This is a genomic window from Streptomyces sp. NPDC047981 (assembly GCF_040653315.1).
In the GTDB taxonomy this organism is placed as follows: Bacteria; Actinomycetota; Actinomycetes; order Streptomycetales; family Streptomycetaceae; genus Streptomyces.
In genome coordinates this window covers 1-26,481 of sequence record NZ_JBEZNQ010000044.1, presented here as the reverse complement: position 1 = coordinate 26,481, position 26,481 = coordinate 1, and the positions used below count along the sequence as shown (strand labels likewise).

Genomic DNA, 26,481 nt, shown 5'->3' with positions numbered 1-26,481 from the left:
GATTCTCTCCCGTTCGGAACGTGTCAGACTTCGGAGCCCGCGCGGGCCATGCGGATGAGGGCGTCGACGTCCATGTCGTCGATGTCGGCGCTGTCCTGGGGGTCGGCCGAGGTGGCCTCGGTGCCGCTACCGGCGGCGGTCTCGTGCGCGAGCCTGAGCAGGCCGTCGAGCAGGCCGGCCTGGCGCAGGCGGTCGACCGGCAGGGCCGCGATCAGGCGGCGGACCTCGTTCTCGTCGGGCGCGTCGGCGGGCGCCGTGGCGGGTTCGGGTGCCAGTGCCGTCACGAGATGGTCGGCGACGGCCTCGGGGGTCGGGTAGTCGAAGACGAGCGTCGCGGACAGCCGCAGCCCCGTCGTCCTGCCGAGCCGGTTGCGCAGTTCGACGGCGGTCAGCGAGTCGAGGCCCAGTTCCTTGAAGCCCCGCTTCACGTCGACGGAGTCGGCCCCTCCGTAGGCAAGGGTTCCGGCCACCTCGGTTCGGACGAGGTCCAGGAGCAGGTTCCGTCGCTCGTCCTCGGTGCGGCCTGCCAGGCGCTCGGCGAGCGTGGGCCCCGCGGCAGGACCTGCGGCCGGGCCGCCGGACGCGGCCGCCCTGCGGGCCGCCGTGGGCCGGACGAGTCCGCTGAGCATGGGCGGGAGCCCGGCGCCGAGCGCGCGCAGCGCGGCCGGGTCGATCGGCAGCGGTACGGCCGCGGGCGCGTCGAGCCGCAGGGCCGCGTCGAGGAGTTCCATGCCCTGCTCGGCGCCGATCGCGGCCATGCCGGTGCGGGCGAACCGGTCGCGGTCGGCGGCCGAGAGGCCGGCCGCCATGCCGCCGTCGGCCCACGGGCCCCAGGCGAGCGAGGTGGCGGGAAGCCCCTGAGCGCGGCGGTGCTGGGCCAGGGCGTCCAGGTAGGTGTTGGCCGCCGCGTAGTTCGCCTGTCCCGCGCCGCCGAGGAGGCCCTGGATGGAGGAGTAGAGGACGAAGGCGGTCAGCTCCACGTCTCGTGTGGCCTCGTGCAGGTTCCACGCGGCCTCCGCCTTGGGCCGGAGCACGCGCGCCATGCGCTCGGGCGTCAGCGACTCCAGTACGCCGTCGTCGAGGACACCGGCCGCGTGCACCACCGCCCGCAGGGGGCGGCCGGCCGGGATCCCGGCGAGCAGCGTCGTCAGGGCTTCCCGGTCGGCGACGTCGCAGGCCGCGACGGTGACCTCCGCCCCCAGCGCCGTCAGGTCGTCGCGCAGTGCGGCGGCGCCGTCGGCCGCGAGCCCCCGACGGCCGACGAGGAGCAGGTTCCGTACGCCGTGCCGCTCGACGAGGTGCCGGGCGAGGAGGGCTCCGAGCGCTCCGGTGCCGCCGGTGACGAGCACCGTGCCGTCCGGGTCCCACGGGCCGTGGTCGCCGTCGGGGACCACGGCCCGTTCGAGTCGCGGCACGCGGGGGACGCCGGAGCGGACCGCGAGCTGCGGTTCGTCCGCCGACAGCGCCGTGCCGAGCGCCTCGGCGACGGCTTCGCCGTCCGCGTCCGGGGCCAGGTCCAGGTCGACCAGCGTGAACCGGTCCGGGTTCTCGGTCTGGGCCGCACGCAGCAGGCCCCACACGGCCGCGTTCGGCAGGTGGTGCACGTCCTCGTCGGGCGCGGCGGCGACCGCGCGGCGGGTAACGACGGCCAGCCGGGACGCGGCGAGCCGTTCGTCGGCCAGCCAGCTCCGTACGACGGACAGGGCACCGTCCACGGCCTCGCGTACGGCGTCGGCGCCCTCCTCCGCCGTCGGGCCGGTCAGCGGCAGCACGGCCACGGCGGGCACGGCCCTGCCGGCGGCGACGGCGTCACCGAGGGCGGCCACGTCGGCGAACCGTTCGGCCGCGGGCAGCGCGAGCAGGGCCTCGTCGCCGAGGACCGTCCACGGCTCGCGCCACGTCCCGTCACCGCTCGGGACCGCCGTCCAGACGGGCAGGAACAGCGCCTCGTGAGCGCGTCCGCCCGCCGCGGCGAGCTGGTCGGCCGACACGGCCCGTACCGCGAGCGACGCGACCGCGGCGACCGGGGCGCCCGTCGCGTCGGCGAGTTCGATGGTCACCGAGCCCGCCCCGGCGGGGGCCAGTCGGACCCGGGCGGCGGCGGCGCCGGTGGCGTACAGCGAGACTCCGCTCCACACGAAGGGCAGCCGCGGTTCACCGGTGCCCGGCAGCACGCCCAGCTCGATGGCGTGCAGCGCCGAGTCCAGCAGGGCGGGGTGCAGGCCGAAGCCGGCCGCCTGCTCCTTCTGCCCCTCGGGCAGGGCGAGTTCGGCGAAGACCTCCGTGCCCCGCCGCCACACGGACCGCAGGCCCTGGAAGGCCGGGCCGTAGGCGAAGCCCTGTGCGGCGAGGTCCTCGTAGCGTCCGGTGAGCTCGACGGGCTGTGCGTCCCTCGGCGGCCAGACCGCCAGGTCGAAGACCGGGGCCGTCGGCTCGGGCGCGAGGGTGCCCCCGGCGTGCCGGGTCCACGGTTCCTCGAAGTCGTCGCTGTCGGGGCGGGAGTACAGGCTCACGGAGCGGTGTCCGGTCGCGTCGGGGGCACCGACGGCCACCTGGAGGCGGACGGCTCCGCGCTCCGGCAGCACCAGGGGCGCCTCCAGGGCGAGTTCCTCCAGGTGCCCGGCGCCCGTCTCGCTGCCGGCCCGTACGGCCAGCTCCACGAAGGCCGTGCCCGGCAGCAGCACCCGCCCGAGCACCGCGTGGTCGGCGAGCCAGGGATGGGTCTTCAGGGAGAGGCGTCCGGTGAAGAGCGTCTCGTCGGCGTCGGCCCGGGTGAGCACCGCGCCGAGCAGGGGGTGTTCGGCCGGTGCGAGACCGGACGCGCCGAGGTCTCCGGCCGGACGGACGGGCATGGCCCAGTACCGCTTGCGCTGGAAGGCGTACGTGGGCAGGTCGCCCGGGTGGGTGCCGGAGCCGCCGCCGAGCCCGGCGTCCCAGGCCGGTGCGGCGTCGCGCACCCACAGCCGGGCGAGGCCGTGCGCGAGGGCGGGGCCGTCGTCACGGTCCTTGCGGAGCAGCGGCACGAACTCGGTCTCCTCGTCCCCGTCCGGCAGGCAGTCCCGGCCGAGGGCCGACAGGACGCCGTCGGGACCGAGTTCGACGAAGGTCGTGACGCCCGCGTCGCGCAGGGTGCGGACGGTGTCGGCGAAGCGGACGGCCTCGCGTACGTGCCGCACCCAGTAGTCGGGGGTGCCCACCTGCTCGGCGGGGATCACCTCACCGGTCACGTCGGACACGAGGGGGATGGCCGGGGCCGCGTACGTCAGGCCCTCGGCCACGGCCCTGAAGTCGTCGAGCATCGGGTCCATGTGGGGCGAGTGGAAGGCGTGGCTGACCGTCAGGCGCCGGGTCTTCACACCCCGGGTGCCCAGGTCCTTCGCGATGCCGAGGACGGCCTCCGTGTCGCCGGAGATCACCACGGAACCGGGCCCGTTGACGGCGGCGACAGCCACCTCGTGCTCACGCCCCACCAACAGCGGAACCACGTCCGCCTCGGGCGCCAGGACCGACACCATCGCACCCGTCTGCGGCAGCGCCTGCATCAACCTGCCCCGCGCCGCCACCAACGCCGCCGCGTCCGCGAGCGACAGCACACCCGCGACGTGGGCGGCGGCCAGCTCGCCGATCGAGTGGCCTGCCACGTAGTCGGGGGCGAGGCCCAGGCTCTCGACGAGCCGGAACAGGGCCACCTCCAGGGCGAACAGGCCCGTCTGTGTGAACAGGGTCTGGTCGAGCAGGCCCTCCTCCCAGTCCCCGGGGCCCGCGAAGACGACGTCACGCACCGAGCGGCCGACGTGCCGGTCGAGCTGTTCGCACACCGCGTCGAAGGCGGCGGCGAACACCGGGTGGGTGTTGTAGAGTCCCCGCCCCATGCCGGCTCGCTGGGCGCCCTGCCCGGTGAAGAGGAAGGCCGTCCGGCCGCTGATCGGCGCGCCGGTGACGAGCCGCGCGGACGAGCCGCCGGCCGCCAGCGCGTCCAGTCCTTCCAGCAGGTCCTCGGGGCTCTCGGCGAGCACGGCCGCACGCTGGGCGAAGGGGGTCCGTCCGAGGGCGAGGGAGCGTCCGAGGGCCGGCAGGCTCACCGCGTCCAGGCTGTCGAGACGGGTACGGAGCCGGACGGCCTGCTCCGCGAGCGCCTGCGGCGAGGTGGCGGAGAGGACGAGGGGCAGGGGCCGGGGCGGCGTGGCTTCGCCCACCGGCTCACCACCGTCCACGGACTCCGCCGGAGCCTGCTCGAGGACCACGTGCGCGTTGGTCCCGCTGATCCCGAACGAGGAGACCGCCGAGCGGCGGGGCCGCCCGGTCTCGGGCCAGACGCGCCGCTCGGTGAGCAGTTCGACCGCACCCGCCTCCCAGTCGACGAACGGCGTCGGCTCATCCACGTGCAGCGTCCGGGGCAGCACACCGTGCCGCATCGCCATCACCATCTTGATCACACCACCGACACCGGCGGCTGCCTGCGCGTGCCCGATGTTGGACTTGAGCGAGCCGAGCCACAGCGGCTCACCGGCCGTTCGGTCCTGCCCGTAGGTGGCGAGCAGCGCCTGCGCCTCGATCGGATCACCCAGACGGGTCCCCGTCCCGTGCGCCTCCACCGCGTCCACATCCCGCGCGGCGAGTCCGGCCTCGGCCAACGCCCGCCGGATCACCCGCTGCTGCGAAGGCCCGTTCGGAGCCGTCAACCCGTTCGACGCACCGTCCTGGTTCACGGCCGTACCCCGCACGACCGCCAGAACCCGCCGCCCGTTGCGCAGGGCGTCCGACAGCCGCTCCACGACCAGCACACCCACACCCTCGGCCCAGCCCGTGCCGTCCGCGGACGCCGCGAACGCCTTGCACCGGCCGTCCGCCGACAGCCCCTTCTGCCGGCTGAACTCGACGAACGTGCCCGGCGACGACATCACCGTCACGCCACCGACCAACGCCAGCGAGCAGTCCCCCTGTCGCAGGCCCTGCACCGCCATGTGCAAGGACACCAGCGACGACGAGCAGGCCGTGTCCACCGTCACCGCGGGACCCTCGAGGCCGAACGAGTACGCCACACGGCCGGAGAGGACGCTCGCCGCGCTGCCGGTCATCCGCTGTCCCTCGGGCCCGCCCTGTCCGGCGTCGCCCTGGTCGCGGAAGCCGAACGTCCCCGCGTAGACGCCGGTGGCACTGCCCCTGAGCACGGCCGGGTCGATCCCGGCGCGCTCCAGCGCCTCCCACGACACCTCCAGGAACAACCGCTGCTGCGGATCCATCGCCAACGCCTCACGCGGCGAGATACCGAAGAACTCCGCGTCGAACTCGGCAGCCTCATGCAGGAAACCGCCCTCGCGCGTGTACGAGGTCCCCGGACGCTCCGCCCCCGGGTCGTACAGCTCCTCCAGATCCCACCCACGATCGACCGGGAAACCCGAGACCGCGTCACCACCGGTCTCCACGAGCCGCCACAGGTCCTCGGGCGACGCCACACCACCCGGATACCGGCACCCCATGCCCACGACGACGATCGGGTCGTCCTCCTGGGCGGACGGCCCGGAAGCGGCGCGTCCGACGGTGAGATCCTCATCCGCGCCGAGGAGTTCGTCGCGCACGTGGCGGACGACGGCGTCGGTCGTGGGGTGGTCGAAGATCAGGGTGGCGGGGAGGCGGACACCGGTGGTCGTGCTCAGCCGGTCGCGCAGTTCCACCGCGGTGAGGGAATCGAACCCGAGCTCCTTGAAGGTGCGTACGGTGTCGACGGCGTCCGCCGAGGCGTACCCCATCACGGCGGCGACGTCGGTACGGACGGCCTCGTCGACGAGCTGCTCGGCGGTCTCCCTCGGCAGGCCGGCGACCCGGCCGGCGAGACCGGCCGCACCGGGTGTCTCCAGCGGCTTCGCCGTCGGGGTCGTCACCGCACGCCCGGTGCCCGGCACCAGCACGGTCCCGTCGCGCAGGGCGATCTCCGGCTCGCCCGAGGCGATGGCGGCGGGCAGCGCCCGCAGCGACTCCCGCGCGCCGCCCAGGTCCAACAGGCCGACCCGGCCGGGGTGTTCGGCTGCCAGGGCGCGGAGCCGCTCCCACAGCGTGCCGTCGGCCTGTTCCGGCGCTCGCTCCTCCGCGCCGGTGGAGACCGCGCCGCGGGTGACCCACACCAGGCGGGCTCCGGTGAGGCGGTCGTCCGCCAGGCAGGCGCGGACCTGGTCGAGGAGCGGCCCGTCGAGGGCCGGCGCGGGACACGGCACGAGGATCACCTCGGGCGGTCCGCCGTGGGACGCGGACGCGAGGGTGGTCATGTCCGGGTGGACGGTCACGCCTCCGGTGCCCGTGGTGAGGGCGGTGGCCAGGCCGAATGCGTCCTGGCCCGCGACGGCCCAGAGACCGCTCGGCTCCTCCACCGGAGCGAGGTCCAGCGGCGTCCAGGGGCCGCCCCTGGGGTGCGCGCCCCTCCCCCCGCCCACGGCCTCCGGCAGCCAGTAGGAACGGCGCCGGAAGGCGTACGTCGGCAGGGGCACCCGGCGGCGCGGCCCCCGGTCGGCGACGGTCCGCTCCCACGCCACGGTGGCCCCGTTCGTGTGGACGGCGGCGAGGGCGCCGAGCAGCGCGGGCACTTCGCGCCTGCCGCGCCGGGCGGTCGCCGCGAACACGGCCCCGTCCTCGTCCGGCAGGCAGTCGCGGCCCATCGCGGTGAGCACCGCGTCAGGACCGATCTCCAGGAAGAGACGGGTGCCGCGTTCCGCGAGGGCGCGCATGCCGTCGTGGAAGCGGACCGCCTCACGGGCGTGCCGCACCCAGTACTCGGGCGAGCCGATGGACTCGGCGGCGACGGTACGGCCCGTCAGGTTGGACACCACGTCGATGCGGGGCGCCCGGTAGTCGAGACCGGCCGCCACCTCCCGGAAGGCGTCGAGCATCGGGTCCATGCGGGGCGAGTGGAACGCGTGGCTGACCCGCAGGCGGGTGGCCTTGCGCCCGCGGCTGCGCCACAGTTCGGCGAGTTCGAGCACGGCGTCCTCGTCGCCGGCGAGCACGGTGGACAGGGGGCCGTTGAGGGCGGCGACGGAGACCCGGTCCTCCCGTCCGGCGAGGGTGGGCAGCACCTCCTCCTCGGAGGCCTGGACGGAGACCATGGCCCCACCGGCCGGCAGGTCCTGCATGAGCCGGCCGCGCGCGGCGACGAGGGCTGCGGCGTCCGGGAGGGAGAGGACACCGGCGCAGTGGGCGGCGGCGATCTCGCCGACGGAGTGGCCGACGACGACGTCGGGGGCCAGACCCCAGTCGGTCAGCAGGCGGAAGAGCGCGGTCTCGTAGGCGAAGAGAGCGGGCTGGGTGTACGCGGTCCGGTGCAGCGGTCCGCTCTCGGCACCGGCCTCGGTGCCCGCGTCCTCGTCGGCCCCGGCCCCGAACATCACCTCGCGCAGGGGGCGGTCGAGGTGTTCGAGGTGTTCGTCGAGCGCGGCGCAGGCCTCGTCCAGGGCCGTGGCGAACACCGGATACGTCTCGTACAGCTCCCGGCCCATGCCGGTGCGCTGGCTGCCCTGGCCGGTGAAGAGGAAGGCGAGTCCGCCGGGGCGGACGGTGCCCGTGGCGGCGGTGGCGGAGGTGGTCCCGGCGGCGAGTCCGGCGAGCGCGGTCCGCGCCGTGTCGGGGCCTTCGGCGAGGACCAGGGCCCGGTGCTCGAAGTGGGTGCGGGTGACGGCGAGCGCGTGGGCGAGGTCGTCGAGCCGCTGGTCGGGGTGGCGCTCCATATGGGCGCGCAGGGCGTCGGCCTGGGCCCGCAGGGCGTCGGAGGTGCGGCCGGAGACGGCGAGCGGGAGGGGCGAGGAGCCGGTCTCGTACGGCTCCTGCCGCTCCGGCTGTTCGGCGACCGTCCCCGGGTCGGCGAGCACGAGGTGGCAGTTGGTGCCGCCCATGCCGAACGACGAGACGCCGGCCAGGATCCGGCCGTCACCCTCGCCCTCCGCGCCTTCCGCGCCCTCACCCCTGTCCAGCGGGCTGAGGCGGTCGTTGACCCGCAGCCGGAGGTCGTCGAGGGGGATGGCGGGGTTCGCGGAGCGGAAACCGAGGCTCGCGGGGAGGGCGCGCTCGCGCAGGGAGAGGACGGCCTTGATGAGGCCCGCGATGCCCGCGGCGCCCTCCAGGTGGCCGATGTTGGGCTTGACGGAGCCGACGAGCAGCGGGGTGCGGGCGGCCCGGCCGCTGCCGTGGCCGAGGACGGCGCCGACGGCGGCCGCCTCGATGGGGTCGCCGAGGGGGGTGCCGGTGCCGTGCAGCTCGACGAAGCGGACGGCCGCGGGGTCGGCGCCGGCCCGCTCGTAGGCGCGGCGCAGCACCTCCTCCTGGGCGGCTCCGTTCGGGGCGGTGAGGTTGCCGCCGCCACCGTCGTTGTTGACGGCGCCGCCGAGGACGAGGCCGTGCACGGTGTCGCCGTCCGCGCGGGCCCGGCTCAGGGTCTTCAGGACGACGACACCGCCGCCCTCACCCCGTACGTACCCGTTGGCGCGCTCGTCGAAGGTGTACGTGCGGCCGTCGGGCGACAGCGCGCCGAACCGTTCCGCCACGGTGAAGCCCTCGGGCACCAGGTTCAGGCTCACGCCGCCCGCGAGGGCGATCTCGGAGTCACCCTTGCGCAGGCTCTCGCAGGCGAGCTGGACGGCGACGAGCGACGAGGACTGGGCCGTGTCGACGACGAGGCTGGGGCCGCGCAGGCCGAGGACGTAGGAGACGCGGTTGGCGATGATGCCCCGGCTGACGCCGGTGATGGTGTGGTGGCTGACGGCGTCGGCGCCCTGCTCGTGGGCGAGTTTCGCGTAGTCGTCCCAGATCGCGCCGACGAAGACCCCGGCCCGCGCGCCCTGGAGCGTGCCCGGGACGACTCCGGCGTTCTCCAGGGCCTCCCAGGCGAGTTCGAGCATGAGGCGCTGCTGCGGGTCGATGGCCGCCGCCTCGCGGGGGGTGATGCCGAAGAACTCGGGGTCGAAGCCGTCGACGCCGTCGAGGAATCCGGACGGCCGGCCCACCGCCCCGGCCGGGAGGCCGGGACGGGAGTCGGGGGACCGGTCCGACACCGCGCTCTCCCCGGCGGTGAGCAGCCGCCAGTACGCCTCCGGCCCCGCGGCTCCGGGGAAGCGGCAGGCCATCCCGACGACGGCGATGGGCTCCTCGGGCACTGCAGTGTCCATGGTGTGCTCGTCCTTTCCGTGGTCGCGCGGGCACGCTGAAGGGCGCGGCGAGGTGTGCTGAAGGAGTGCGGGGAGGTGTGCTGAAGGGGTGCGGGGAGGGAGGAGTTCGGAGAGAGGCGAATGCGATGAGACGGCGACGGGGGTGTCAGCCGTACGCGTAGAACCCGCGGCCGGACTTCTTGCCCAGCAGGCCGCCGTCGACCATGCGCAGCAGCAGCGGCGGAGGCGCGTAGAGCGGCTCCTTGAACTCCTCGTACATCGCCTGCGCGATCGAGACGGTGGTGTCCAGGCCGATGAGGTCGGCCAGCCGGAGCGGCCCCATGGGGTGCGAGCAGCCGTGGACCATGCCGTCGTCGATGACCTCGGCCGTCGCGAGCCCGGAGTCCAGCATGCGAATGGCCGAGAGGAGGTACGGGAAGAGCAGGGCGTTCACGACGAAGCCGGCCCGGTCGGGGGACTTGATCGGCTTCTTGCCGAGGACGTCCCGGACGAACGCCAGGGCCCGGTCGCTGACCCGCGGCTCGGTGAGCACCGAGTCGACGACCTCGACCAGCGGCAGGATCTGCGCGGGGTTGAAGAAGTGCAGGCCGAGGACGTGCCCGGGCCGGTCGGTGGCCCCGGCGAGCCGCACGATCGACAGTGAGGAGGTGTTGGAGGCGAGGATCGCCTCCGGGTCCGTGACGATCTTGTCGAGGGCGGCGAAGAGTTCCAGCTTGAGCCGCTCGTCCTCCTTGACCGCCTCGATCACGAGCTGCCGGTCGGCGAGTTCGTCGAGGTCGCGGGTGAACGAGACCCGGCCCAGGGCCGCGTCGCGTTCCTGTTCCGTCAGCTTCCCCTTGGCGACGCCCCGGTCGAGGGACCGGGTCAGCCGCTGCGGTCCGGTGACGAGGGAGCCGGCGGAGGACACCTGGACGACGACGTCGAGGCCGGCCCGGGCACAGAGTTCGGCGACGCCGCTGCCCATGATGCCGCTGCCGACGACACCGACGCGCCGGATGGCGGAGGAGGCGCCGGTGGTCGTGGTCGTATCCGTGACGGTTTCGGTCATGCTCCGGTCCCCCAGGTGAGAAGTGCCGCTCCGATCGACATGCCGCCGCCGAATCCCGCGAGCAGCACCAGCTGCCCCGGGGACAGCGCGCCGCTGCGATGGGCGTCGTCGAGAGCGACGGGAACCGACGCGCTGCCCACGTTTCCGTACGTCCGCAGCGTGCGGTGGGTCGTGGCGCGGTCCAGGCCCGCGCGCTCCACGACGTCGTTCAGCAGGACGCCGTTGGCCTGGTGGGGCACGAAGTGGTCGACGTGTGCGAGGTCCACCCCGGTGCGCCGGGCGAGCCCGGCGAGCGCGGGCGGGACGTGCTCGGCGACGAAGTCCCGTACGCCTCGGCCGTCCATGCGGAAGTAGTGGCCGCCCTCGGCCACGGTGGTCTCCGAGGCCGGGTTCCGGCTGCCGCCGGCCTCGACCCGGATCAGGCCGTGTGCGTCGCCGCGGCTGGCGAGGTCGATGCCGAGGATCCCGTACGGGGCGGGTACGGCCCCGACGACGGCGGCGCCCGCGCCGTCGGCGAAGAGGACGGCGGTGCGGCGGTCGTCGAAGTCGAGGATGCGGGAGTAGAGGTCGGCGCCGATGACCAGGACCCGGCTGTCGGGTGCGGCCTGGACGAGGCAGCGGGCCAGTTCGAGGGCGTAGACGAAGCCGCTGCAGACGACGTTGACGTCGAAGCAGGCGGCGTTGACCGCGCCGAGGGCCGTCTGCACGAGGTAGGAGGTCGGGGGCTGGGGGAAGTCGCCGGTGGAGGTGGAGACGATGAGGTGGTCGATGCGATCCGCCGTCAGCCCGGCCTGTTCGAGGGCGTTCTCGGCGGCGCGCACGGCCAGGTCGGAGGTGGCCTCGTAGGGGGCGGCGTAGCGCCGCGAGCGGATCTGGGTCTTCTGCTCGATCCACTCGGGGGTGACCCCGACGCGGGCGGCGATCTCCTCGTTGTCGACCTCGCGCTTGGGCAGGTAGGAGCCCGTGGCGAGGATCCCGATGTGCCGTTCCGTCATGTCAGACCGCCGCCCTCGACGTGCTGCGCAGCGGGTTGATCCGTTCGTCGCCGAGGCGGGCGCGGAGTGCGGGGTCGGTGACGCCGAGGCCCTCCTCGGGTGCCAGGCAGAGCACGCCGACCTTGCCGGTGTGGCGGTTCTCCTGGACGAGGCGGGCGGCCTCGCCGACCTCGGCGAGCGGGTAGACCTCGGAGAGGATCGGGGAGAGGTGCCCGAGCTGGAAGAGCCGGTTGCACTCGGCCTGCTCCTGGAGGTTCGCGGCGTGGCTGCCGACGATGCGCTTCAGGTTCATCCACAGGTAGCGGTTGTCGTAGTGGTGGTCGTAGCCGGTGCTGGAGCCGCAGGTGACGACGGTGCCGCCGTTGCGGACGACGAAGACGGAGATGCCGAAGGTCGCCCGGCCGATGTAGTCGAAGACGATGTGCGGGTCCTCGCCGACCTGGCGCCGGATCTCCCGGCCGAGCGCCTTGCCGAGTTCGATGGTCCGTTCCGGGCCGGGGGCGGAGTCTGCGCCGAGCCCGATCTCCGAGCGGTCGATGACCACGTCGCAGCCGAGCCGGCGCAGCAGCTCGGCCTTGCGCGGGGAGCCGACGACGCCGACGGGGATGCCGCCCGCGTTCTTCACCATCTGGACGGCGAAGGCGCCGAGCCCACCGGTCGCGCCCCAGATCAGCACGATGTCGCCCTGCTTGACGCGGGCGCCGTTGTCGCCGACGAGCATCCGGTAGGAGGTCGCGGCGGTCAGCATGACGCCGGCGGCCTCCTCCCAGGTCAGGTGGCCGGGCTTGGGCAGCAGCTGGCTCGCGCGGACGACGCTGTAGTGGGCGAGACCGCCGAAGTTCGTCTCGTAACCCCAGATGCGCTGCTCGGCGCCGAGCATCGCGTCGCCGTGGGTGGCGGGCTCCTCGGAGTCGACCTGGACGCAACTGACGACCACATGGTCGCCGACCTTCCAGCGCCGGACCCCGGCGCCGACCCGGACGACGACCCCGGCGGCGTCCGAGCCGAGGACGTGGTGCGGCAGGTCGTGCCGGGCCGCGTCGCCGCCCTGGCGGCCGTAGCGCCGGAGGAAGTCGAACGTGGGCTTCGGCTCGAACGTGGCCGACCAGACGGTGTTGTAGTTCACCGAACTCGCCATGACCGCGACGACGACCTCGTCCGGCGCGAGTTCCGGCATGGGCACCCGCCCTACCTGCAGCGACTTCCGGACGTCCCGGTCCTCGATGCCGGCGAACATGTCCACGTCCGAGTCGCGCAGGTGCGCGGCCAGGTACTCCGCGGGTAACGCGTGCCGTTCCAGCTCGTCCGGTCCGGCCCCGGCGAGCAGGGCCTCGGCCAGAGCATCCATGGTTCCCCCTTGGATGAGCTCGGCACGCGCGGCGGCAACGGCGTACGGCATGCGTCCGCCGGTGACTTCGGGTGCCGAGGTGGGTGGTGCGGGAACTCGGGGCCGGTCCTCACCGCGCTGTGAGCCGTTCGATCGCCCCGGTACGAACGACGGTACGCACGCCGGCCCCGCCGCCCCACCCTTAACCGCCCTTACCCGCCCCCTAGCCGTCACCCCACCGGACGGCACCCGCCCCAGGCCCCGGCACTGGGGTTCCCCACCCCTGCGAACAGGGGTCCCGTGACGCAGGGCGCGAGGCATCCGGGTGACGTCCGGCGTGTCGTGGCGAAGGCGGCGGCGAGGGCGGCGCACCCTGGAAACCGAGAAGCCCGCGACCGCAGGTGAAACCTTCCTGCGGTCACGGGCTGCGGTGGGGCGGGTGGGACTCGAACCCACGGCCGACGGATTATGAGTCCGCTGCTCTAACCGGCTGAGCTACCGCCCCTCACCGCGTGGCGCGTACATGTGTGCGCGCCGTCTGCCGCAGCATAGCCGCTCATACGATCTCCTGCTCCGGATGGTCGGCCTCTGCTGCGCGCTGCTCGACCATGAGGACCGCGCAGCGTGGCGCATGGTTCCCGGACATACGAAAAAGGACCCCTGAGGGTCCTTTTTCTCTTGCTCCCCCGGCTGGACTCGAACCAGCAACCCTCCGGTTAACAGCCGAATGCTCTGCCAATTGAGCTACAGGGGATCGCGCTCCCCCGACTGGACTCGAACCAGTAACCTGCCGGTTAACAGCCGGCTGCTCTGCCAATTGAGCTACAGGGGATTGCTGCGGTTGCACCGAACGGATCCACCTCGGGTGTTCCCGGGCGGCGCGCGCTCGCTGCGACACATACATTAGCGCAAGCAGGGGGGTGCTCCGCCAATCGGTATGCCGTGGGCGCTCGTGGGCACCAGTGAGGCAACAGCGAAGCTCAAGGGAAGGTGGTGCCGCCGTGCGGTACAAGCTGACGTTCGTCGTGGGGCTGGCCCTCGGTTACGTCATCGGGACGCGGGCCGGGCGCGAGCGCTACGAGCAGATGAAGAAGTCGGCCAGGGAGTTCTCCCAGAACCCGGCGGTCCGCAACGCCGCCGAGTCCGCGGCGCAGACCGGCCGCCAGGTCGCGGGCAAGGCGTTCCACGCGGTGAGCGACAAGGTCGGCGACAAGCTCCCCGCCTCGGTGACCGACAGGATCCACTCGCTGCGGCACCACAACGGTCAGGTGACCGAGGACGAGTGGGGTGTGAGCAACACCTGACCCGGCCCGCGCGGGCACCACGCGGGACCCGCGCGTCCAAAAACGGCACCCCTACCCCGCGGGCGCTCCCCTTACTCCTCCGCGTGCGGCAGAATCCCTCCCATGGGGATAGTCGCCGGCTTGGACAGCTCAGCCGAGTTCACACGCATCGTCGTCTGCGACGCGGACACGGGTGCCGTACTGCGTCAGGGGTACGCCCCGCACCCGGGTGAGCCCAAGGCCACCGATGTCGACCCGCAGGCATGGCTGCTCTCGCTCGGCGAGGCGGCCGGCGGCGGGCTGCTCGAAGGCGTGCAGGCCATCGGGGTCTCCGCCCAGCAGCACGGGCTCGTCCCCCTCGACGCGCAGGGCGGGCTCGTCCGGCCCGCCCTGGTCGGCAACGACAAGCGCGCGCAGGTGGCCGCCGCGGATCTGGTCGAGGCGTTCGGGGGCCGGCAGGCCTGGGCCGAGGCCGTCGGCTCCGTGCCGCAGTCCGGGCAGCCGGTGGCCAAGCTCCGCTGGCTGGCCCGCTCCGAGCCCGAGCACGCCCAGCGCGTCGCGATGCTCCTCCAGCCGCACGACTGGCTCGTCTGGCAGCTCCTCGGCCGCCCGGTGCGCCGCACCACCGACCGCGGCGCCGCCTCCGCCACCGGCTACTGGTCCGCCGGCTCCGGCGCGTACCGGCCCGACCTCGTCGAGCTGGCCCTCGGCCACCAGGCCGTCCTGCCCGAGGTGCTCGGCCCCGCCGAGGCCGCCGGGACCACCCCCGAGGGCCTGCTGATCTCCGCCGGTACGGGCGAGACCATGGCCGCCGCCCTCGGGCTCGGGCTCGGGCTCGGGGACGCGGTCGTCTCCCTCGGCGCCTCCGGTTCGGTGATGGCCGTGCACCACGAGGCGCTCGCCGACCCGCAGGGCCTGATCACCTCGTTCGCCGACGCGGCCGGGATGCACCTGCCCGTCGTCCACACCTCGAACGCGGTGCGGGCGCTGCGCGGCACCGCCGAGATGCTGGGCGCGGAGAGCCTGGAGGAGCTGTCGGCGCTGGCGCTCAAGTCGACGCCCGGTGCCTCGGGGCTCGTGCTGCTGCCGTATCTGGAGGGCGAGCGCACCCCGCAGCTGCCGCACACCGCGGGCACGCTCAGCGGGCTGCGCCGCGAGTCGATGAAGCCCGAGCACCTGGCCCGGGCCGCGTTCGAGGGCATGCTGTGCGCGCTCACCGACGCCATGGACGTACTGCGCGGGCGCGGGGTCGAGGTGCGCCGGGTGTTCCTGCTGGGCGCTGCGGCCGAGCTGCCGGCCGTCCAGGCGATCGCCCCCGCGATCTTCGGGGCGCAGGTCGTCGTCCCGCAGCCCGCCGACTACGCGGCGCTCGGCGCGGCCCGGCAGGCCGCCTGGGCGCTCGGGGTGGCGCAGGGCACGCTGTCGCCGGCCGCTCCCCCGGCCTGGCAGGGCGCCGCCGCGCAGATCTTCGAACCGGGTGACGAGCTGGCCGTCGGCCAGGCCGTCCGGCAGCAGTACGTGGCGACGCGGGAGCAGATCCACCCGGGTGCGTTCGGCTCGTAGCGGAGTCTCTTCAAGACTCGACAAAACCGGCTCGTAACGTCGTGGGGGCGCGGGCGATAGTAGGACCCGTGCTCCTACGACTTCTCCGAACCCACCTTCGACCGTACAAGAAGCCCATCGGCCTGCTGGTCCTGCTGCAGTTCCTGCAGACCTGCGCGTCCCTCTACCTGCCGACCCTCAACGCGGACATCATCGACAACGGTGTCGTGGACGGGGACACCGGCTACATCCTGCGCTTCGGCGCGCTGATGATCGCCGTCTCGGTGATCCAGGTCGTCTGCAACGTCGGCGCCGTCTACTACGGCGCGCGGACCGCCTCCGCGCTGGGCCGGGACGTCCGCGCCGCGGTCTTCGACCGGGTGCAGTCGTTCTCCGCCCGGGAGGTGGGGCACTTCGGCGCGCCGTCGCTGATCACCCGTACCACCAATGACGTCCAGCAGGTCCAGATGCTGGTCCTGATGGCGTTCACGCTGATGGTCTCGGCGCCGATCATGTGTGTCGGCGGCATCGTCATGGCGCTCAGCCTCGACGTGCCGCTGTCGGCGGTGCTGATCGCGGTCGTGCCGGTGCTCGGCATCGCGGTCTCGCTGATCGTGCGGAGGATGCGTCCGCTGTTCCGGACGATGCAGGAGCGGCTCGACACGGTGAACCGGGTGCTGCGGGAGCAGATCACCGGCAACCGGGTGATCCGGGCGTTCGTGAAGGACGACTACGAGCGGGAGCGGTTCAAGGGCTCCAACACCGAGCTGACCGACGTCTCGATGGCGACGGGCCGGCTGATGGCGCTGATGTTCCCGACGGTGATGACGGTCGTGAACATCTCCAGCGTCGCGGTGGTCTGGTTCGGAGCGCACCGCATCGACAGCGGTGGGATGGAGATCGGCGCGCTGACCGCCTTCCTCGCCTATCTGATGCAGATCGTGATGTCCGTGATGATGGCCACCTTCATGTTCATGATGGTGCCGCGCGCCGAGGTGTGCGCCGAGCGCATCGAGGAGGTCCTCGGTACGGAGAGCAGCGTCGTGCCGCCGGCCGAGCCGGTGCGCGAGCTGGGGCGGCGCGGCCACCTGGAGGTCAGGAGCGCGGACTTCCGCTACCCGGGTGCCGAGGAGTCCGTCCTGCGGGACGTGGAGCTGGTGGCCAGGCCGGGCGAGACGACGGCGATCATCGGTTCGACCGGCAGCGGCAAGTCGACGCTGCTCGGCCTGGTGCCCCGGCTGTTCGACGTGACCGGCGGCGAGGTGCTCGTCGACGGCGTGGACGTGCGGAAGCTGGCGCCCGAACTGATGGCGCGGACGGTGGGGCTCGTGCCGCAGAAGCCGTACCTCTTCTCCGGGACGGTCGCGACGAACCTGCGGTACGGCAGGCCCGACGCGAGTGACGAGGAGCTGTGGCACGCGCTGGAGGTCGCGCAGGCGGCGGAGTTCGTGAAGAAGCTGGAGAACGGGCTGAACGCGCCGATCGCGCAGGGCGGCACCAATGTCTCCGGTGGTCAGCGGCAGCGGCTCGCGATCGCCCGGACGCTGGTGCAACGGCCGGAGATCTATCTCTTCGACGACTCCTTCTCGGCGCTCGACTACGAGACCGACGCGCTGCTGCGGGAGGCGCTGAAGACGGAGATGGCGGACTCGACCGTCGTGATCGTCGCCCAGCGGGTGTCGACCATCCGGGACGCGGACCGCATCGTGGTCCTCGACGAGGGCCGGGTCGTGGGCACCGGACGCCATCACGAGCTGATGGCGGGCAATGAGACGTACCGGGAGATCGTGCTCTCCCAGCTGACCGAGGCGGAGGCAGCCTGATGGCCGGTCCTGGCGGACGGATGATGGCCGGCGGCGGCCCCAACGAACGGTCGATGGACTTCAAGGGCTCGGGCAAGCGGCTGCTGAAGCAGCTGGCGCCCGAGCGGGGCCCGCTGTGGCTGATGCTGGTCGCCTGTGTGCTTGGCGTGGCGGGCTCGGTGTTCGGACCGCTGATCCTCGGCAAGGCGACCGACCTGGTCTTCGCGGGCGTGGTCGGGCGGCAGATGCCCGACGGCACGACGAAGGCGCAGGCGATCGAGGCCCTGCGGGCCAAGGGCGACAGCGGGATGGCGGACATGCTGTCCGGGGTGGACTTCACCCCCGGACAGGGGATCGACTTCACGGCCGTCGGCAAGGTGCTGCTGCTCGTCCTCGCGATCTATGTGGCGGCCGGTCTGCTCATGCTGGTGGCGACCCGGATGTCGATCAGGGTGATCAACCGGACGGTCTACCGGATGCGCGAGGAGGTGCAGGCGAAGCTGGCGCGGCTGCCGCTGTCGTACTTCGACCGGGCCAAGCGCGGTGAGGTGCTGAGCCGGGCCACGAACGACCTCGACAACATCTCGCAGACGCTCCAGCAGTCGATGGGCCAGCTGATCAACTCGCTGCTGACCATCGTCGGCGTCCTGGGGATGATGTTCTGGATCTCCCCGCTCCTCGCGCTGGTCGCGCTGGTGACCGTGCCGGTGTCGGTGGTCGTGGCGACGAGGATCGGCAAGCGCTCGCAGCCGCACTTCGTGCAGCAGTGGAAGTCCACGGGCGCCCTCAACGCGCACGTGGAGGAGATGTACAGCGGGCACGGGCTCGTGAAGGTCTTCGGGCGGCAGGACGAGTCGGCCGCCGACTTCCGCGAGCAGAACGAGGCGTTGTACGAGGCCGGTTTCAAGGCCCAGTTCAACAGCGGCGTGATGCAGCCGGTGATGGTCTTCCTCTCGAACATCAACTACGTGCTCGTCGCCGTCGTGGGCGGTCTGCGGGTGGCGAGCGGCACGCTGTCGATCGGTGACGTGCAGGCGTTCATCCAGTACTCCCGCCAGTTCTCGATGCCGCTGACGCAGGTCGCGTCGATGGCGAACCTGGTGCAGTCGGGTGTGGCGTCCGCCGAGCGGATCTTCGAGCTCCTCGACGCCGAGGAGCAGGAGCCGGACGCGCCGCGCAGCGAGCGGCCGTCGGAGTCGCTGGGCAAGGTCGCCCTGGAGGAGGTGGCGTTCCGCTACGAGCCGGACAAGCCGCTCATCGAGGACCTGTCCCTGACGGTGGAGCCGGGGCAGACGGTCGCCATCGTCGGCCCGACGGGCGCGGGCAAGACGACGCTGGTGAACCTGCTGATGCGGTTCTACGACGTGACCTCGGGCCGGATCACCCTGGACGGGATCGACATCGCGGCGATGTCCCGCGACGAGCTGCGGGCCGGGATCGGCATGGTCCTGCAGGACACCTGGCTCTTCGGCGGGACGATCGCCGAGAACATCGCGTACGGGGCGGGCGGGGAGGTCTCGCGGAAGCGGATCGAGCAGGCGGCGCGTGCCGCGCACGCGGACCGCTTCATCCGCACCCTCCCCGACGGCTACGACACCGTCATCGACGACGAGGGCGGGAACGTCAGCGCCGGTGAGAAGCAGCTGATCACCATCGCGCGGGCGTTCCTGTCGGACCCGGTGATCCTGGTCCTGGACGAGGCGACCAGCTCGGTCGACACCCGTACCGAGGTGCTCATCCAGAAGGCGATGGCCCGCCTCGCGCACGGCCGCACCTCGTTCGTGATCGCGCACCGGCTCTCCACCATCAGGGACGCGGACGTGATCCTGGTGATGGAGAACGGCTCGATCGTCGAACAGGGCACACACGACGAGCTGCTGGCCTCCGGCGGGGCGTACGCGCGGCTGTACGCGGCCCAGTTCGCGCGGGCGGTCGCGGAGGTCGACTAGGGGCGGCCTAGTCGAGGTAGCCGCGTAGCTGGTCCGCGAAGGCGTGGTCCCGCAGCTTGTTGAGGGTCTTCGACTCGATCTGGCGGATGCGTTCGCGCGTCACGCCGAAGAGCCGGCCGATCTCCTCCAGGGTGCGGGGCCTGCCGTCGTCGAGGCCGTAGCGGAGCTGGACCACCTTGCGTTCGCGCTCGCCGAGGGTGGAGAGCACGGCCTCCAGGTGCTCGCGCAGCAGCAGGAACGCGGCGGACTCCACGGGGCTGGCGGCGTCGCCGTCCTCGATGAGGTCGCCGAGGGCGACGTCGTCCTCCTCGCCGACGGGGGCGTGCAGGGAGACCGGTTCCTGGGCGAGGCGGAGCACTTCGCCGACCCGCTCGGGGGCCAGGTCGAGCTGGGCGGCGACCTCTTCGGGGGTGGGTTCGTAGCCGCGTTCCTGGAGCATCCGGCGCTGGACGCGGATGACCCGGTTGATGAGTTCGACGACATGGACGGGGACGCGGATGGTCCGGGCCTGGTCGGCGAGGGCCCGGGACATCGCCTGGCGGATCCACCAGGTCGCGTACGTGGAGAACTTGTAGCCGCGCGCGTAGTCGAACTTCTCGACGGCTCTGATCAGGCCCAGGTTCCCCTCCTGGACCAGGTCGAGCATGGTCAGGCCGCGTCCGACGTACCGCTTGGCGACGGAGACGACAAGCCGCAGGTTGGCCTCGATGAGCCGGCGCTTGGCCATCCGGCCGAGGACGACGAGCCGGTCCAGGTCGTGGGCGAGCTGCGAGTCCAGGTCGGGGGTTCCCGCGAGCTTCGCCTCGGCGAAGAGCCCGGCCTCGACCCGGCGGGCGAGCTCGACCTCGTCGGCGGCGGTGAGCAGCGGGATGCGGCCTATCTCGCGGAGGTACTGGCGGAACAGGTCCGACGAGGGCCCGTTGCCGCCGAGATCGGAGACGCGGCGCGGGACCGGCTCCGGCTCGGGCGTGTCGTCCACGAAGTCGGCGGGCTCGGTGGGCTCGGGCTGCTCCGCGGGCTCGGGCGGATCGGCTCCCTCGACCGGCTCCGCGGGGGCGGCCGAGGCCGGCGCCTCCGGGTGGTGGGCGGCCGGGCGCTGCCCGGGCACGACGTCGGACAGGGTCTGGGTCTGCACGGGGGCGACCTCCAGGGTGATCGCTGCCGGTGCTCCGGGGGCTCAGGCACCGCTTCCCAGTGTGGGGTACGACACATCGCTGCCACGAGGGGCGTGCGGTGACTTTTTGAGTTCGGGAGGTGACCGAACGTCAGAAGTGCCCTGGGGGAGGCCCCTTCGGATCGGCGCCACGAGCGGCGCCGACCGGTTCACCTGTCCCTGACGGGCTCCTCGCGGGGCTGGTCGTCGGGCTCCAGGATGTACAGGTCCCAGGCGTCGGGGTCGCCGACGAGCACGTACAGCTTCGGGTGCTCGGGGGTCCCGAACACCTCCCAGGGGCCCAGGCTCCCCTTGCAGGCGTCGACGGAGACCTCCACGTTCTGGGACCACGCCCCGTCGCCGGGGTCGTGGACCCAGGTGCCGGCACCCGCGCAGGGCCGGCCCGCGTCGTCACGGTCGTCGCGGAAGCCGAAGGTCCTGACCCCGTCGGCCGTGACCTTGCCGTCCGCCGTGAAGGTGATCCTGCCGCCCATGCCGTCGGACCACGTCCCGGCGAGCCGTTCCGCGGTCAGCCGCGGCGGCTCGTACCCGATCCCGGCGTACAGTGCGGCACCGGCGAACGCGCCGGTGACGACGACGCCGAGCGTCCCGTACAGCGCCACCCGGCCGAACATCGCGATGCCGGACACCCGCGGGCGGTCCGGCAGCACCAGCCTGCGGACGACCAGCGCCGGGACGCCGAGCGCCGCGGCGCCGATGAACCACCCGATGAGGCCCGACTCGACGTTCGCCGGGAACCCGGCGGGCACCATCGACGCGAAGACCAGCCCCGGCAGGGTGCCGCCGACGGCCGCCAGGAGCGGGATCCACCACCAGACGTCGCGCCCCGAGACCTTGCGGCCGAGCCATCCGGCGACGGCCACGAGCGGTATCACCACGCCGGCCGACAGCAGGGCGGCGCCGACCGCCCCGGCCGCCACGGCGACCAGTCCCATGACGAACAGGAAGAGGATGTTGAACAGGTTGTAGCCGAGGGCCGGGACCTCCTGGGTCTCCATCCATACGAAGAAGACGATCGCCCCGATCACCGCCTCGAAGAACAGCACCGAGAACGACGCCGTGAACGCCGCGCCGAACCGGTCACTCACCCGAACCGGCGTCTGCGCCCGGGCCGCGACCTGTGCCTGCCACGGGGCCCCCGCCCCCACCTGATCCCGCATTTCTGAACGCATTCGAATCCCTCCGCCGCGCATCATCCTCCATGCGGTGCGGAGCCGTACCCCCGGGGTCCGGACGACAGGCCCTAGAGGGCCGCGGCGCCGTTGGTGCGGAGCGACTGGCCGTACTGGGTGAGGACCCACAACTCGTTCTGTACGGCGGCCACCTGGGCAGGGTCGCCGTGCGGGCCGAGGCGAGCCAGGGTGCCCTGGACGTCGCGGAGGCGGCGGTCGACGGCGCGCAGCCTGACCGAGACGAGCTGGGCGCCCGCGTAGACCTCGTCGACGACCTTGGCGAAGATCGTCTCGACGGCGAGTTCGGTGACGAGCGCGCGCACGGTGTCGTCGGGAGCGGCCTCGCGGACGGCGGACAGGTAGTCCGCGGGCGCTCCGGTGGCACCGCCCGCGTCCTGGACGCACTGGCGGACGGCCGCGTAGGGCGGGGCGGTGAACTCGTCGACGCCGTACGCGTCGAAGGCCGGGGAGACCAGCTCGGGGCGCTGCAGGGCCAGCTTGAGCAGCTCGCGCTCGGTGCGGTGCGCGGGGCTGCGCAGGTTGAGCGCGGGGCCCGCGGGGGCGGCCGAGGGCGCCTGGGTGTTCTGGTAGCCGCGCTGCGGGGCCGCGGGCGCGGGCGCGCCCCGGCCGCCGCGGTCGCGCTGCCACCGGGCGATCTGGGCGACGCGCTTGACCACGAACGGGGTGTCGAGGATGCCGAGCATGCCCGCGAGCTGGACGGCGACCTCGTGCTGGGAGGCGATGTTCTTGATCCGGGCGACGATCGGCGCGGCCTCGTCGAGGGCGGCGGCCCGGCCGGCCGGGGTCTCCAGGTCGTAGCGGGCGACGATCTGGCGGAGCGCGAACTCGAACAGGGGGGTCCGCGGCTCGACCAGCTCGGCGACGGCCTGGTCGCCCTTGGCGAGCCGCAGCTCGCAGGGGTCCATGCCGTCGGGGGCGATCGCGATGTAGGTCTCGGCGGCGAACTTCTGGTCGTCCTCGAAGGCGCGCAGGGCGGCCTTCTGGCCGGCCGCGTCGCCGTCGAAGGTGAAGATCACCCGGGCCGAGCCGTTGTCCATCAGGAGCCGGCGGAGGATCTTGATGTGGTCGCCGCCGAAGGCGGTGCCGCAGGTGGCGATGGCGGTGGTGACGCCCGCGAGGTGGCAGGCCATGACGTCGGTGTAGCCCTCGACGACGACGGCCCGGCTGACCTTGGCGATGTCCTTCTTCGCCAGGTCGATGCCGTAGAGCACCTGGGACTTCTTGTAGATCGGCGTCTCGGGCGTGTTCAGGTACTTCGGCCCGTTGTCGTCGTCGCGGAGCTTGCGCGCGCCGAAGCCGACGACGTCGCCGCCCACGTCCCTGATCGGCCACATGAGCCGGCCGCGGAAGCGGTCGATGGGGCCGCGGCGGCCGTCCTGGGAGAGCCCGGAGAGGATCAGCTCCTTGTCGGAGAAGCCCTTGCCGCGCAGGAAGCGGGTGAGGTGGTCCCAGCCGGCCGGGGAGTAGCCGACGCCGAAGTGCGCGGCGGCGGCCTGGTCGAAGCCGCGCTCGGCGAGGAACTTCCGGCCGATCTCGGCCTCGGGCGAGTCGAGTTGGTCGACGTAGAACTGGGCGGCGACCTTGTGCGCCTCGACCAGCCGGATGCGCTCGCCGCGCTGGTGGCCGGGGTTGTAGCCGCCCTCCTCGTAGCGCAGGGTGATGCCCGCCTTCGCGGCGAGGCGCTCGACCGTCTCCGAGAAGGACAGGTGGTCGATCTTCATCACGAAGGCGATCGTGTCGCCGCCCTCCTGGCAGCCGAAGCAGTGGAACAGGCCCTTGCTCGGGCTGACCTGGAAGGAGGGGGACTTCTCGTCGTGGAAGGGGCACAGGCCCTTGAGGTTGCCGCCGCCGGCGTTGCGGAGCTGGAGGTACTCGGACACGACGGCGTCGATCGGGACCGCGTCCCGTACCGCCTTCACGTCGTCATCGTTGATCCTGCCTGCCACGCGGGAATTCTACGTGGGCGGGTCAGGGAACGAGGCTCTCCAGGGGGACGGACGGATCCGCGAGGGCGTCGGTGTCCACCGGGGACCCGGCCCGGATGAGCTTCTGAACGGGTTCTGTGACGTCCCACACATTCACGTTCATCCCGGCGAGCACCTTGCGGTCCTTCAGCCAGAAGGCGATGAACTGCCGCTTTCCCGCGTCCCCGCGGATCACGACCTGGTCGTAGGAGCCGGGCGGGGCCCAGCCGGAGTACTCCATGCCGAGGTCGTACTGGTCGGAGAAGAAGTACGGCACGCGGTCGTACGAGACGTGCTGCCCGAGCATGGCGCGGGCGGCGGCCGGGCCGCCGTTGAGGGCGTTGGCCCAGTGCTCGACGCGCAGCCGGGTGTCCAGGAGCGGGTGGTGCGCGGCGGCGACGTCGCCGGCCGCGAAGATCTCCGGGTCGGAGGTGCGCAGCGAGGCGTCGACGGCGATGCCGCCGCCGTGGGCGCGGTCGACCAGGGCGAGCCCCGCGGCCTCGGCGAGGGCGGTGCGCGGGGCGGCGCCGATCGCGGCGAGGACGGCGTGCGCCGGGTGCTCCTCGCCGTCGTCGGTGCGGACGGCGAGGACCATGCCGTCCTGTCCGACGATCTCGGCGAGCCGGGCGCCGAAGACGAAGCGGACGCCGTGCTCGGTGTGCAGGTCGGCGAAGAGCTGGCCGAGCTCGGGGCCGAGGACCTGGTGGAGCGGGGTGGGCTCGGACTCGACGACGGTGACCTCGGCGCCGTAGCCGCGGGCCGCGGCGGCGACCTCCAGACCGATCCAGCCACCGCCCGCGATCACCAGATGGCCGTTGTCCCGGCCGAGGGCGGCCAGGACGTGGCGCAGCCGGTCGGCGTGGGCGAGCCGGCGCAGGTGGTGGACGCCGGCGAGGCCGGTGCCGGGGACGTCGAGGCGGCGCGGCTCGGAGCCGGTGGCGAGCAGCAGCCGGTCGTAGCGGATGGTGGTGCCGTCGCCGAGGCGTACGGTGCGGGCCTCGCGGTCGACGGTGGTGACGGGCTGCCCGAGGTGGAGCTCGACCTCGGCCCGGGCGTACCAGGCGGCCTCGTGGACGAAGACGCTGTCGCGCTCCTCCTTGCCGGTGAGGTAGCCCTTGGAGAGCGGTGGGCGTTCGTAGGGGTGGTCGCGTTCGTCGCCGATGAGGATGACCCGGCCGGTGAACCCCTCGGAGCGGAGCGTCTCCGCCGCCTTGGCCCCGGCCAGTCCCCCGCCGACGATGACGAAGGTCTGATCTGCGTCGACCACTTGATGCCTCCTCGTTGCGACCGCTTCTACGCTACGCCTCCGGGCGTTCGGCGAGCCGTTCCGCCTCGGGCCCTGCGCCGAGCGTCCCGCACGGAGCGTGATGACGAAAGAGGGCGGGTCTCATGCGCGGCGCGGGCGGAGGCGGGCGTGCAGGGTGCGCGCGGAGGCGTCGGTGAGGGAGGCGATCTGGTCGATGATCACCCGCTTGCGCGACCTGTCGTCGTCCGCGGCGTCGAAGAGGGCGCGGAACTGCGGGTCGAGCCCCTCGGGGGCGCGGGAGGTGAGCGCCTCGGCGAGCTCGGCGAGGACGATGCGCTGGTCGGCGCGGAGGGCCTCCTGCTCGGCGCGCTGCATCACGTACCGGTCGGCGACGGCCTTGAGGACGGCGCATTCGTTGCGGGTCGCGCGGGGGACGACGAGTTCGGCGGCGTACCGGGTGAGGCGGCCGGATCCGTACGCCTGCCGGGTGGCGCCCTCCGCGGCGAGGGCGAAGCGGCCGATCAGCTGGCTGGTGGCGTCCTTGAGCCGGGCCTGGGCGACGGCCGATCCGTCGTAGCCGTGCGGCCACCAGTCCTGGTCGACGAGCCGGTCGAGCGCCTCGGCGAGCTCCTCCGGGTCGGTGTCGTGGGGGACGTACCGGCCGATGGCGACGCGCCAGATCTCGGCGCGCTCGGGCTCGGCGAAGAGCATGTTCGGGTCGATGTGGCCGGCGTGCAGCCCGTCCTCGAAGTCGTGCACCGAGTACGCGACGTCGTCGGACCAGTCCATGACCTGGGCCTCGAAGCACTTGCGGTGGGCGGGGGCACCCTGCCGGGCCCACTCGAAGACGGGCAGGTCGTCCTCGTACACGCCGAACTTGGAGGAGTCGGGGTCCTCGGGGTGACCGCCGCGCGGCCAGGGGTACTTGGTGGCGGCGTCGAGCGCGGCACGGGTGAGGTTGAGGCCGACGCTGACGGGCCGGCCGCCGGCGGGGTCGGCGATGAACCGCTTGGGCTCGATCCGGGTGAGCAGCCGCAGCGACTGGGCGTTGCCCTCGAAGCCGCCGCAGTCCTTGGCGAATTCGTTGAGCGCGACCTCGCCGTTGTGCCCGAAGGGCGGGTGGCCCATGTCGTGGGCGAGGCAGGCGGCCTCGACGAGGTCGGGGTCGCAGCCGAGCGCGGCGCCCAGCTCACGCCCGACCTGGGCGCACTCCAGGGAGTGGGTGAGGCGGGTGCGGGGGCTGGCGTCCCAGGCATGGCTCCGGGAACCGGGGGTGACGACCTGGGTCTTGCCCGCGAGCCGGCGCAGGGCGCTGGAGTGGAGCACGCGCGCGCGGTCCCGTTGGAAGGCGGTCCGCCCTGGCCTCTTGTCCGGCTCGGCGGCCCAGCGCTCGGTGGCGCCGTCGTCGTAGCCGGGGGTGTCCGTGGTACCGGGGGTGTGCGTGATGCCGGGGGTGTCCGCGAAGCCTTCCATGCACCGAAGGTAACGGGCGGGACGGACACATGGGGTCCCTGGCGTGCGGGTGACACCGTCCGGTGGCCGGTCCGGGCGGGTCTGGGGCAGGTCCTGGGGCGGAGTCCCGGGGCGGAGTCCCGGGGCAGGTCCTGGGACGGCCCATGGGCCCTCAGGCGGAGGCGAGTTCTCGCCAGGAGGCCGCGGGGGCGGTGAGCGCCTGGTCGTAGCGGTGCAGGACCAGGCGGGCGAGGGCGGGGTGGTCGCCGAGGGGGTGCGCGGCGATCCAGGGGGCGTGCGCGGCGGCGTGGGCCGCGAAGCGGCCGGGGGCGGTGAAGCAGGAGGCGACGGCGACGC

13 protein-coding genes, 3 tRNA genes and 1 pseudogene are annotated in these 26,481 nt (G+C 73.0%); 4 read left to right on the top strand and 13 right to left on the bottom strand.

Annotated elements, in window-relative coordinates; translation table 11 throughout:
* Positions 1–23 precede the first annotated feature (23 nt).
* From AB0E14_RS24680 to AB0E14_RS24650, 7 genes are all read right to left on the bottom strand, one after another.
* Complete coding sequence (locus AB0E14_RS24680) at positions 24–9,149, bottom strand: SDR family NAD(P)-dependent oxidoreductase (RefSeq protein WP_362421980.1); 9,126 nt, start codon at positions 9,147–9,149, stop codon at positions 24–26.
* 145 nt (positions 9,150–9,294) lie between these two features.
* The gene (locus AB0E14_RS24675) at positions 9,295–10,197 is read right to left on the bottom strand and encodes a 3-hydroxybutyryl-CoA dehydrogenase (protein ID WP_362421977.1); all 903 of its coding nucleotides are present in this window, start codon (positions 10,195–10,197) and stop codon (positions 9,295–9,297) included.
* Positions 10,194–11,192 (bottom strand): ketoacyl-ACP synthase III, encoded by a 999-nt coding sequence (locus AB0E14_RS24670; protein WP_362421974.1) that lies wholly within the window; start codon positions 11,190–11,192, stop codon positions 10,194–10,196. The genes AB0E14_RS24675 and AB0E14_RS24670 overlap by 4 nt, the downstream gene beginning before the upstream one ends.
* A 1-nt stretch (position 11,193) precedes the next feature.
* Positions 11,194–12,540, bottom strand: coding sequence for a crotonyl-CoA carboxylase/reductase (gene ccrA, locus AB0E14_RS24665; RefSeq protein WP_362421971.1), 1,347 nt, complete (start codon positions 12,538–12,540; stop codon positions 11,194–11,196).
* 410 nt (positions 12,541–12,950) lie between these two features.
* Positions 12,951–13,024, bottom strand: a tRNA-Ile gene (locus AB0E14_RS24660).
* A 176-nt stretch (positions 13,025–13,200) separates the two neighbouring features.
* A tRNA-Asn gene (locus AB0E14_RS24655) sits at positions 13,201–13,273 on the bottom strand.
* Positions 13,274–13,278: 5 nt separating this feature from the next.
* Positions 13,279–13,351, bottom strand: a tRNA-Asn gene (locus tag AB0E14_RS24650).
* A 169-nt stretch (positions 13,352–13,520) separates the two neighbouring features.
* Here AB0E14_RS24650 and AB0E14_RS24645 point away from each other — a divergent pair.
* The 4 genes from AB0E14_RS24645 (at position 13,521) to AB0E14_RS24630 (ending at position 19,095) form a co-directional block, all read left to right on the top strand.
* Positions 13,521–13,823: a YtxH domain-containing protein gene (locus AB0E14_RS24645; RefSeq protein WP_362421967.1), complete on the top strand. Its 303-nt coding sequence runs from the start codon at positions 13,521–13,523 to the stop codon at positions 13,821–13,823.
* A gap of 102 nt (positions 13,824–13,925) precedes the next feature.
* On the top strand, positions 13,926–15,365 hold the full coding sequence (locus tag AB0E14_RS24640; RefSeq protein WP_362421964.1) for an FGGY family carbohydrate kinase: 1,440 nt from the start codon (positions 13,926–13,928) through the stop codon (positions 15,363–15,365).
* Between the two features lie 68 nt (positions 15,366–15,433).
* Positions 15,434–17,167 (top strand): ABC transporter ATP-binding protein, encoded by a 1,734-nt coding sequence (locus AB0E14_RS24635; protein WP_362421961.1) that lies wholly within the window; start codon positions 15,434–15,436, stop codon positions 17,165–17,167.
* On the top strand, positions 17,167–19,095 hold the full coding sequence (locus tag AB0E14_RS24630) for an ABC transporter ATP-binding protein (protein ID WP_362421958.1): 1,929 nt from the start codon (positions 17,167–17,169) through the stop codon (positions 19,093–19,095). Before AB0E14_RS24635 ends, AB0E14_RS24630 begins: the two co-directional genes overlap by 1 nt.
* Positions 19,096–19,102: 7 nt before the next feature.
* On the opposite strand, the gene AB0E14_RS24625 is transcribed toward AB0E14_RS24630, so the two are convergent.
* The 6 genes and pseudogenes from AB0E14_RS24625 to AB0E14_RS24600 all read right to left on the bottom strand — a co-directional run.
* Positions 19,103–20,251: an RNA polymerase sigma factor gene (locus AB0E14_RS24625; protein WP_362422053.1), complete on the bottom strand. Its 1,149-nt coding sequence runs from the start codon at positions 20,249–20,251 to the stop codon at positions 19,103–19,105.
* 167 nt (positions 20,252–20,418) lie between these two features.
* Positions 20,419–21,357, bottom strand: coding sequence for a hypothetical protein (locus tag AB0E14_RS24620; RefSeq protein WP_362421955.1), 939 nt, complete (start codon positions 21,355–21,357; stop codon positions 20,419–20,421).
* 155 nt (positions 21,358–21,512) lie between these two features.
* Positions 21,513–23,408, bottom strand: a complete 1,896-nt coding sequence (gene dnaG / locus AB0E14_RS24615) for a DNA primase (protein WP_362421952.1) — start codon at positions 23,406–23,408, stop codon at positions 21,513–21,515.
* A gap of 22 nt (positions 23,409–23,430) precedes the next feature.
* Complete coding sequence (locus AB0E14_RS24610; protein WP_362421949.1) at positions 23,431–24,693, bottom strand: FAD-dependent oxidoreductase; 1,263 nt, start codon at positions 24,691–24,693, stop codon at positions 23,431–23,433.
* Positions 24,694–24,813: 120 nt separating this feature from the next.
* Positions 24,814–26,145 carry a deoxyguanosinetriphosphate triphosphohydrolase gene (locus tag AB0E14_RS24605; RefSeq protein ID WP_362421946.1) on the bottom strand — a complete coding sequence of 444 codons (1,332 nt, stop codon included), beginning with the start codon at positions 26,143–26,145 and terminating at the stop codon, positions 24,814–24,816.
* 151 nt (positions 26,146–26,296) lie between these two features.
* Positions 26,297–26,481 (bottom strand): annotated as a pseudogene (locus tag AB0E14_RS24600) (sirohydrochlorin chelatase); the annotation flags it as partial.